The 6,436-nt window shown below is 64.9% G+C and carries 7 protein-coding genes; 4 read left to right on the top strand and 3 right to left on the bottom strand.

From position 1 onward, the window contains the following. Positions 1–105 precede the first annotated feature (105 nt). Both A2J01_RS11485 and A2J01_RS11480 read right to left on the bottom strand, forming a co-directional pair. Positions 106–1,266 carry a M20 family metallopeptidase gene (locus A2J01_RS11485; RefSeq protein WP_050654878.1) on the bottom strand — a complete coding sequence of 387 codons (1,161 nt, stop codon included), beginning with the start codon at positions 1,264–1,266 and terminating at the stop codon, positions 106–108. Positions 1,267–1,278: 12 nt separating this feature from the next. Next, on the bottom strand, positions 1,279–1,977 hold the full coding sequence (locus tag A2J01_RS11480) for an enoyl-CoA hydratase-related protein (RefSeq protein ID WP_003940710.1): 699 nt from the start codon (positions 1,975–1,977) through the stop codon (positions 1,279–1,281). Between the two features lie 67 nt (positions 1,978–2,044). Between A2J01_RS11480 and A2J01_RS11475 the strand changes: the two genes are divergently transcribed. Next, complete coding sequence (locus tag A2J01_RS11475; RefSeq protein ID WP_064112726.1) at positions 2,045–2,842, top strand: purine-nucleoside phosphorylase; 798 nt, start codon at positions 2,045–2,047, stop codon at positions 2,840–2,842. Continuing rightward, on the top strand, positions 2,839–4,431 hold the full coding sequence (locus A2J01_RS11470) for a phospho-sugar mutase (protein ID WP_064112725.1): 1,593 nt from the start codon (positions 2,839–2,841) through the stop codon (positions 4,429–4,431). Before A2J01_RS11475 ends, A2J01_RS11470 begins: the two co-directional genes overlap by 4 nt. On the opposite strand, the gene upp is transcribed toward A2J01_RS11470, so the two are convergent. Continuing rightward, the gene (upp, locus tag A2J01_RS11465; RefSeq protein ID WP_007727319.1) at positions 4,428–5,051 is read right to left on the bottom strand and encodes a uracil phosphoribosyltransferase; all 624 of its coding nucleotides are present in this window, start codon (positions 5,049–5,051) and stop codon (positions 4,428–4,430) included. The genes A2J01_RS11470 and upp overlap by 4 nt on opposite strands. A gap of 81 nt (positions 5,052–5,132) precedes the next feature. Between upp and A2J01_RS11460 the strand changes: the two genes are divergently transcribed. Together A2J01_RS11460 and A2J01_RS11455 are read left to right on the top strand one after the other, a co-directional pair. Next, a complete protein-coding gene (locus A2J01_RS11460; protein WP_007727320.1) occupies positions 5,133–5,447 on the top strand; it encodes a type VII secretion target in 315 nt (104 codons plus the stop codon). Continuing rightward, a complete protein-coding gene (locus A2J01_RS11455) occupies positions 5,444–6,436 on the top strand; it encodes a C40 family peptidase (RefSeq protein ID WP_064112724.1) in 993 nt (330 codons plus the stop codon). The genes A2J01_RS11460 and A2J01_RS11455 overlap by 4 nt, the downstream gene beginning before the upstream one ends.

The raw sequence follows: 6,436 nt of genomic DNA, 5'->3' as shown, positions 1-6,436 counted from the left end.
TGGTCGCGTATTCGCGGCGAGCCAACTCCGGGTTGGCATGGATGTGTCGACGCCACGCGACGAGGTCGTCGGTGTGCGCGTGAATCCACGTGTCGATTGCCGCGTTCACCGGCGATCTACCCCTTCCAACAGACGGGCGCGTTGTTCTGGATCGGACGCTACCCGGACAGCAGTGCGGGCCAACGCAATTGCACCGTCGACTACCGCTCGATCTGCGGAGGTGGTGATACACGCAGCCGCGAACTCCGGCTGATGTGTCACTGCCCCCGATGAATCCAAGCCTATGACCGGGTGAATTCCCGGAATCACATTGGTCACATTACCCATATCCGTACTACCCAGTGGACGGGAGCGCTCCCATTCCGCTGCCAGTGGCACCCGCCCGAGATCGACGATCTGTTCACGGTACGCCGCCGCCAGCCACGGATCGGGGGTCAGCTCGGTGTAAGTAGGCGATACCGTGCGGATTTCGTGGGTGCACCCAGTGCCGAGTGCACCCGAGGCGAAGCACGCGTCGGCACGCTCGGACAGATTGGCCAACGACGCGGCCGTTTCGGCACGCAGGTAGTAGAGCAATTCGGACCGAGCCGGAACGATGTTGGGAGCCGTGCCGCCGTCACTGACGATTCCGTGAATCTGCTGACCTGGCTGCAGGTGCTGACGCAACAGTCCGACCGCCACCTGAGCGAGCGTCGCTGCGTCGGCGGCGTTACGACCGAACTCCGGCGCAGCAGACGCATGCGCCTCGCGACCGTGATAACTCACGGCGATGTCCGCCAAGGCCAGCGAGGTCGCACCGATGATGTCGATCGGCCCTGGATGAACCATCATGGCCGCGCCGACGCCGTCGAATGCACCACGCTCGAGCATCAGAACTTTGCCGCCACCGGTTTCCTCCGCGGGAGTACCGATCACTCGGACGGTGATCCCCAGTTCGTCGGCCACGGTAGCCAACGCGATGCCGGCCCCGACCGCGGCGGCGGCAATGATGTTGTGCCCACAGGCATGACCGATCTCGGGCAGCGCGTCGTACTCGGCGCAGATCGCGATGACCAACTCTCCGCTGCCGTAGGTGGCATCGAAAGCTGTCGGCAGATCGACGATCCCGCGAGTGACCGCGAAACCGTGCTGCGCCAGCAGGTCCGACACTTTGGCAGCGCTGCGGAACTCCTCGAAGGCGAGTTCCGGGTCGCTGTGAATCGAATGCGACAGCGCGATCAGATCGGCCTCTACGGACCTGACTGCGCTGTCGACATTCTGGTTCACGCGATCATTGTCTCACCCGAAGGAGAAGTTGCTCTTGTCAGTCACCTGAGCGAGGTCTGCAAGAGCATCGCGGTGGATGCCTGCCTTGATTCCCGCCAAGTTCTTGCCGTGAGTCGACGTCAGTGCCGACGCCTTGGCCACAGCAGCGGCGAGTACTCCGTCGCCGTCGACCGTTTCCTGCACGATGCCCGCAGCGAGTGCGTCGGCGCCGCCGAAGCGACGCCCCGTCGTCATGGCATCGACTGCCGTCTGCTTGGGCAGACGACTGTTCAGCAGTGCAGACATCCCGACAGTGAACGGCATGTTCAGTCCCACCTCGGGCAGGCAGTAGAAGCCGCGGTCCGCGCGCATGATCTGGAAATCGTGCGAGGACGCGAGCATGGCGCCGGCGCCGAACGCGTGCCCCTGCACGGCCGCGACCGTGGCCATCGGGAAGGTCAGCAAACGGCTGTAGATGGTGTGGACCTTGTCCAGGTAGCCGGGGAGACCGTCGAGATTGCCGAAGATCCACGTCGTGTCCAGGCCGTTCGTGTAGAACTTGCCCGTCGCCGTCGTCACCAGGGCTGCGGGCCCCTCGTGCGCTTCGACCTCGTCCAACTTGCTGTGAACAGCGTCGATCCACTCAGGGCCGAAGCGGTTCTCGTTGTCCGTTTCGCCCTCGTTGCCGAGGTACAGGATGAATACGTCGCCGTCGCGTTCGAGATAAGGCATGGATGGGAGAGTAACGCCCGCCAACTCACCCGGCGAACCGACCCGACTCCTCAGTAGGGTTGCTCACATGGGAACGATCGCCGAGGCCGCCGCCGCTGCTCTGTCCGCCATGACTGGCTCTTCGTCACCGTCAGTCGCCATCGTGCTCGGGTCGGGGTGGACCGATGCCGCAGACGTGTTCGGCGACGCCGGTGCGGACGTGACAGCCGAAGTCTCGATGGCGGATCTTCCTGGCTTCGCCCCACCGTCCGCTCTCGGCCATGCGGGCACCATTCGTTCGGTGCGCGTCGGAAACACCGAAGTCCTGCTGCTGCTCGGGCGCGCGCACGCATACGAGGGCCACGATCTCGGTACCGTCGTCCACCCGGTCCGGACAGCCATTGCTGCCGGTGCCCAAACGGTCATCCTCACCAATGCGGCCGGCGGTATTGCTGAAAACTACACAGTCGGTCAACCGGTGCTGATCAGTGACCACCTGAACCTGACGGCCCGCTCTCCCCTCGTCGGCGCAGAGTTCGTCGACCTGGTCGACGCCTACTCGCCGGAACTGCGTGCGCTGGCTCGCTCGATCGACCCGGACCTTGCCGAGGGTGTTTACGCCGGGCTTCCCGGTCCGCATTACGAGACTCCGGCCGAGATTCGAATGCTTCGTACACTCGGCGCCGATCTGGTCGGCATGTCGACGGTTCACGAGACCATCGCGGCCCGCGCGCTCGGCGCCCGCGTTCTCGGCATCTCCATGGTCACCAATCTGGCCGCCGGAATCACGGGCTCCCCACTGGACCATCAGGAGGTGCTGGCGGCAGGCAAAGCTTCGGCGGCCCGGATGGGAGTGCTGCTGCGTCAACTGGTCGAGCAGCTGTGACACCACTGAACGTCACCGAGTGGATCGACGCCGATCCGGACCCGGTTACCCGCGCAGAATTAGCAGCCCTTTCGGAACATGAACTGACCGAACGCTTTTCCGCACCACTGACGTTCGGCACTGCTGGGCTTCGCGGGCCGGTGCGCGGCGGACCCAACGGAATGAACCTCGCGGTCGTCATCCGGACCACGGCCGGTCTGGCGGCCTGGCTGACAGCTCGCTGCCAGGGCGGGTCCCGCGTTGTGGTCGGCCGCGACGCCCGGCTCGGTTCAGAGGCATTTGCTCTCGCCGCCGCCGAGGTCATGGCAGCGGCCGGGTTCGAGGTGACCCTGCTCCCCCGCCCACTTCCGACACCGCTGGTGGCGTTCGCGGTGCGCAGGCTCGGGGCAGCGGCAGGTATCCAGATCACCGCCTCCCACAATCCTGCCGCCGACAACGGTTACAAGGTGTATCTCTCGGGCGGAGCGCAACTCGTCTCCCCCGCCGATCGTGAAATCGAGAGCGAGATCGCTCGCATCGGTAGTGCCGCCGACGTCGCGCGAGCATCGGTGATTCGGGCCGACGATTCTCTGGTCGAGGAGTACATCGCCCGCATCGCGACCCTCCCGCACGGCGACGCCCGCTCGATCCGGATTGCGCTCACGGCAATGCACGGCGTCGGGGGTGAGACTGCGACCGCGGCTCTGCGAGCAGCAGGATTCGAGGACCTGCACGTCGTGGCGGAGCAGTTCGATCCCGACCCCACGTTTCCGACCGTCGAGTTCCCCAATCCCGAAGAGCCCGGCGCCGCAGACCGCCTGCTCGCCCTTGCCCGAAGTGTCGACGCGGATCTGGCGATCGCACTCGACCCGGATGCCGACCGCTGCGCCGTCGGAGTTCGCGACGGTGATCAGTGGCGCATGTTGCGCGGCGACGAAACCGGGGTGCTCCTGGCCGACCACGTACTGAGCACGGCGCCCGAAGATTCGTTGGTGGCGACGACGATCGTCTCCTCGACCCTGCTCTCGAAGTTGGCGAGAGCCCGCGGAGCCAGGTTTGCGCAGACACTCACCGGTTTCAAGTGGCTCACGCGTGCCGGCGACGGACTCGTCTACGCCTACGAGGAAGCGATCGGGCACTGCGTCGATCCGGATGTGGTGCGGGACAAGGACGGAATTTCAGCTGCCGTTCTGGTGGCCGACTTGGCTGCCACCCTCGCGGTCAGCAACAGAACCCTGCTGGACGTTCTGGGCGACTATGCCGTCGAATTCGGACTGCATCGTGGGGACCAAGTATCCCGCCGCGTCGAGGACTCGAGTGACATCGCGGAAATGATGAAACGGCTACGCGCCGATCCGCCTGGCCAACTCGCGGGTGAGCCGGTCACGACCGAGGACTTGTCCCTGGTTCGCGGTGGTATGCGCACCGACGCAGTGATATTCGACGGGCCGTCGATCCGCGTGGTTGTTCGACCGTCCGGAACCGAGCCCAAGCTCAAGTGCTATCTCGAAGTTGTCGTCCCGGTGGCGAACCGCGCCGACCTCGCGAACGCAGTAGAGCAGGCGAAGGCCCGGCTGGCCGAACTCCGAACCTTCGCCTTTTCGCTCTAGCGGGGTCCGAACTGCCGATCGCCGGCGTCACCGAGACCGGGGACGATGAAAGCGTTCTCGTCGAGTCCGTCGTCGATGCTCGCGATGACCAGACGAACCGGGTGGCCGGACGCTGCCAGCGCGTCGACGCCGGCCGGAGCGGCTACGACGCACACTGCCGTGACATCCGTCGCGCCACGCGCAACCAGCAAGTCGATGGTGTGCACCATCGAACCACCGGTGGCGAGCATCGGATCGAGCACGAACACCGGGATCCCGGACAGATCCGCCGGCAGGGATTCGAGGTACGGAACCGGCTGATGAGTCTCTTCGTCACGTGCCATTCCGACAAAGCCGACGCCGGCCGACGGAATCAGCGCACTCGCCTGTTCGACCATGCCCAGACCGGCCCGCAGCACGGGTACCAACAACGGCGGCTTCGCGAGCCGGATGCCCGTCGTCGCTGCCACCGGGGTGTCGACCGGGAACTCCTCGACCTCCGCGTCACGCATGGCCTCGTAGACCAGCATGTGCGTGAGCCTGCGAAGTGCGGAACGAAAAGTCGCGTTCTCACTGCGTGCGTCACGCATTGTCGTCAAGAGGGCCGCCGCGAGCGGATGGTCGACTACGTGCGTTTGCATGACCATCAGAATAGTTCCTCGGGAACCGGAGCACCCCGCGCGGCGTCCAAGAAGGAGTAAGCGCAACGGGGGGAAGACAAGTTGACAAATCTGGATCTGGACACTGAAAGCATCGCGGAGTTCGCCACGCGGTTGGGCACTGTTGCCGACAACGTCGCGCAAGCTCGACAGGACGCGGCGGGTGGCGATCACTTGGCTCTGTCCACTGTGCTGGGGCTGATCGGCGGCGACTTCGTCGATGTCGCGAGCCGAGCACAGCAAGCGCACATCGACGACATCGATCGACTGTCCGCTGTGATCTCCAGCGTCCAGTCAGCCACCCGCGACGCTCACGCCGTCTATCTCGACTCCGAGGAATCGGTACGAAGGACTCTCGCCGAAGCCGCACGCTCATGATCGACGTCGACGCACTCGCACGACCGATCATCGACCTGGTCGACACTGTCGGGACTGGTGTCCCCAGCACAAATGGACCTGACGTCGGCATCCGAATCGCCACGGACGCCCTCGAGATCGCCTACCAACTGGGAAGCGCTGCTCTGAGCGAACTGGCGTCCTCTCAGAGCTCGTCCACGGCACTCACCGCTGCGGTGACCAAAACCGAGCAGACGCAGACGTCGACGCGAAACCTCGCCGATCGTGGAAACGACATCGCCGGCGTCGTGGACGAAGCGACAACGTCCGTGTACGCGGGAATGACCGAACTCGGTGAGATTCTCCAGTCCTTTCTGACACTCGCGATCAAGGCCGGGCCGACGCTGATGACACCGACGGGCCAATTGATGTTGTTGTCGGCCGCGTTGGAGCACCTCGGGCGCGCGGTATCGGTTATCGAGCGGGTACGCGGTGAGTTGGCCGGGTCGACCGACAAGATGTCCGCACTCGTCCCGTCCGTCCCGATACCCGATCCCGCACCTGGGGTCTCCGAGTCGGCGGGTGGTTCCGGTTCCGCAAGTGGTTCCGGTTCCGCAAGTGGTTCCGGTTCCGTCGGTGGCGTTGAGGTCGAACTTCCCGACGGCTCGATTGCCACCGCACCGAACGCCGAGGCCGCTGCTGCCGTACGCAACGCGCTCACTCAACAGGGTGTCCCGTACGCCTGGGGAGGCACGACACCCGGAGTCGGTCTGGACTGCAGTGGTCTGACTCAATGGGCGTACGGCCAGGCCGGAGTCGATATTCCGAGGTTGGCTCAGGAACAGGGAATCGGGAACCAGGTCGATCAGAACAATCTGATGCCGGGCGACCTCGCGGTCTGGGACGGACACGTCGCCATGGTGATCGGCAACGGTCAGATGGTCGAAGCCGGCGATCCTGTCGAGATCAGCGCCATCCGAACCACGAACAGCGGCATGGGCTTTCACGGCTTCTACCGTCCGACGGAATGA

This window comes from Rhodococcus sp. EPR-134 (assembly GCF_001647205.1).
GTDB lineage: Bacteria > Actinomycetota > Actinomycetes > Mycobacteriales > Mycobacteriaceae > Rhodococcus_F > Rhodococcus_F qingshengii.
Note: the sequence above shows the minus strand (reverse complement) of the source record. Positions and strands in the feature narration are given on the sequence as shown.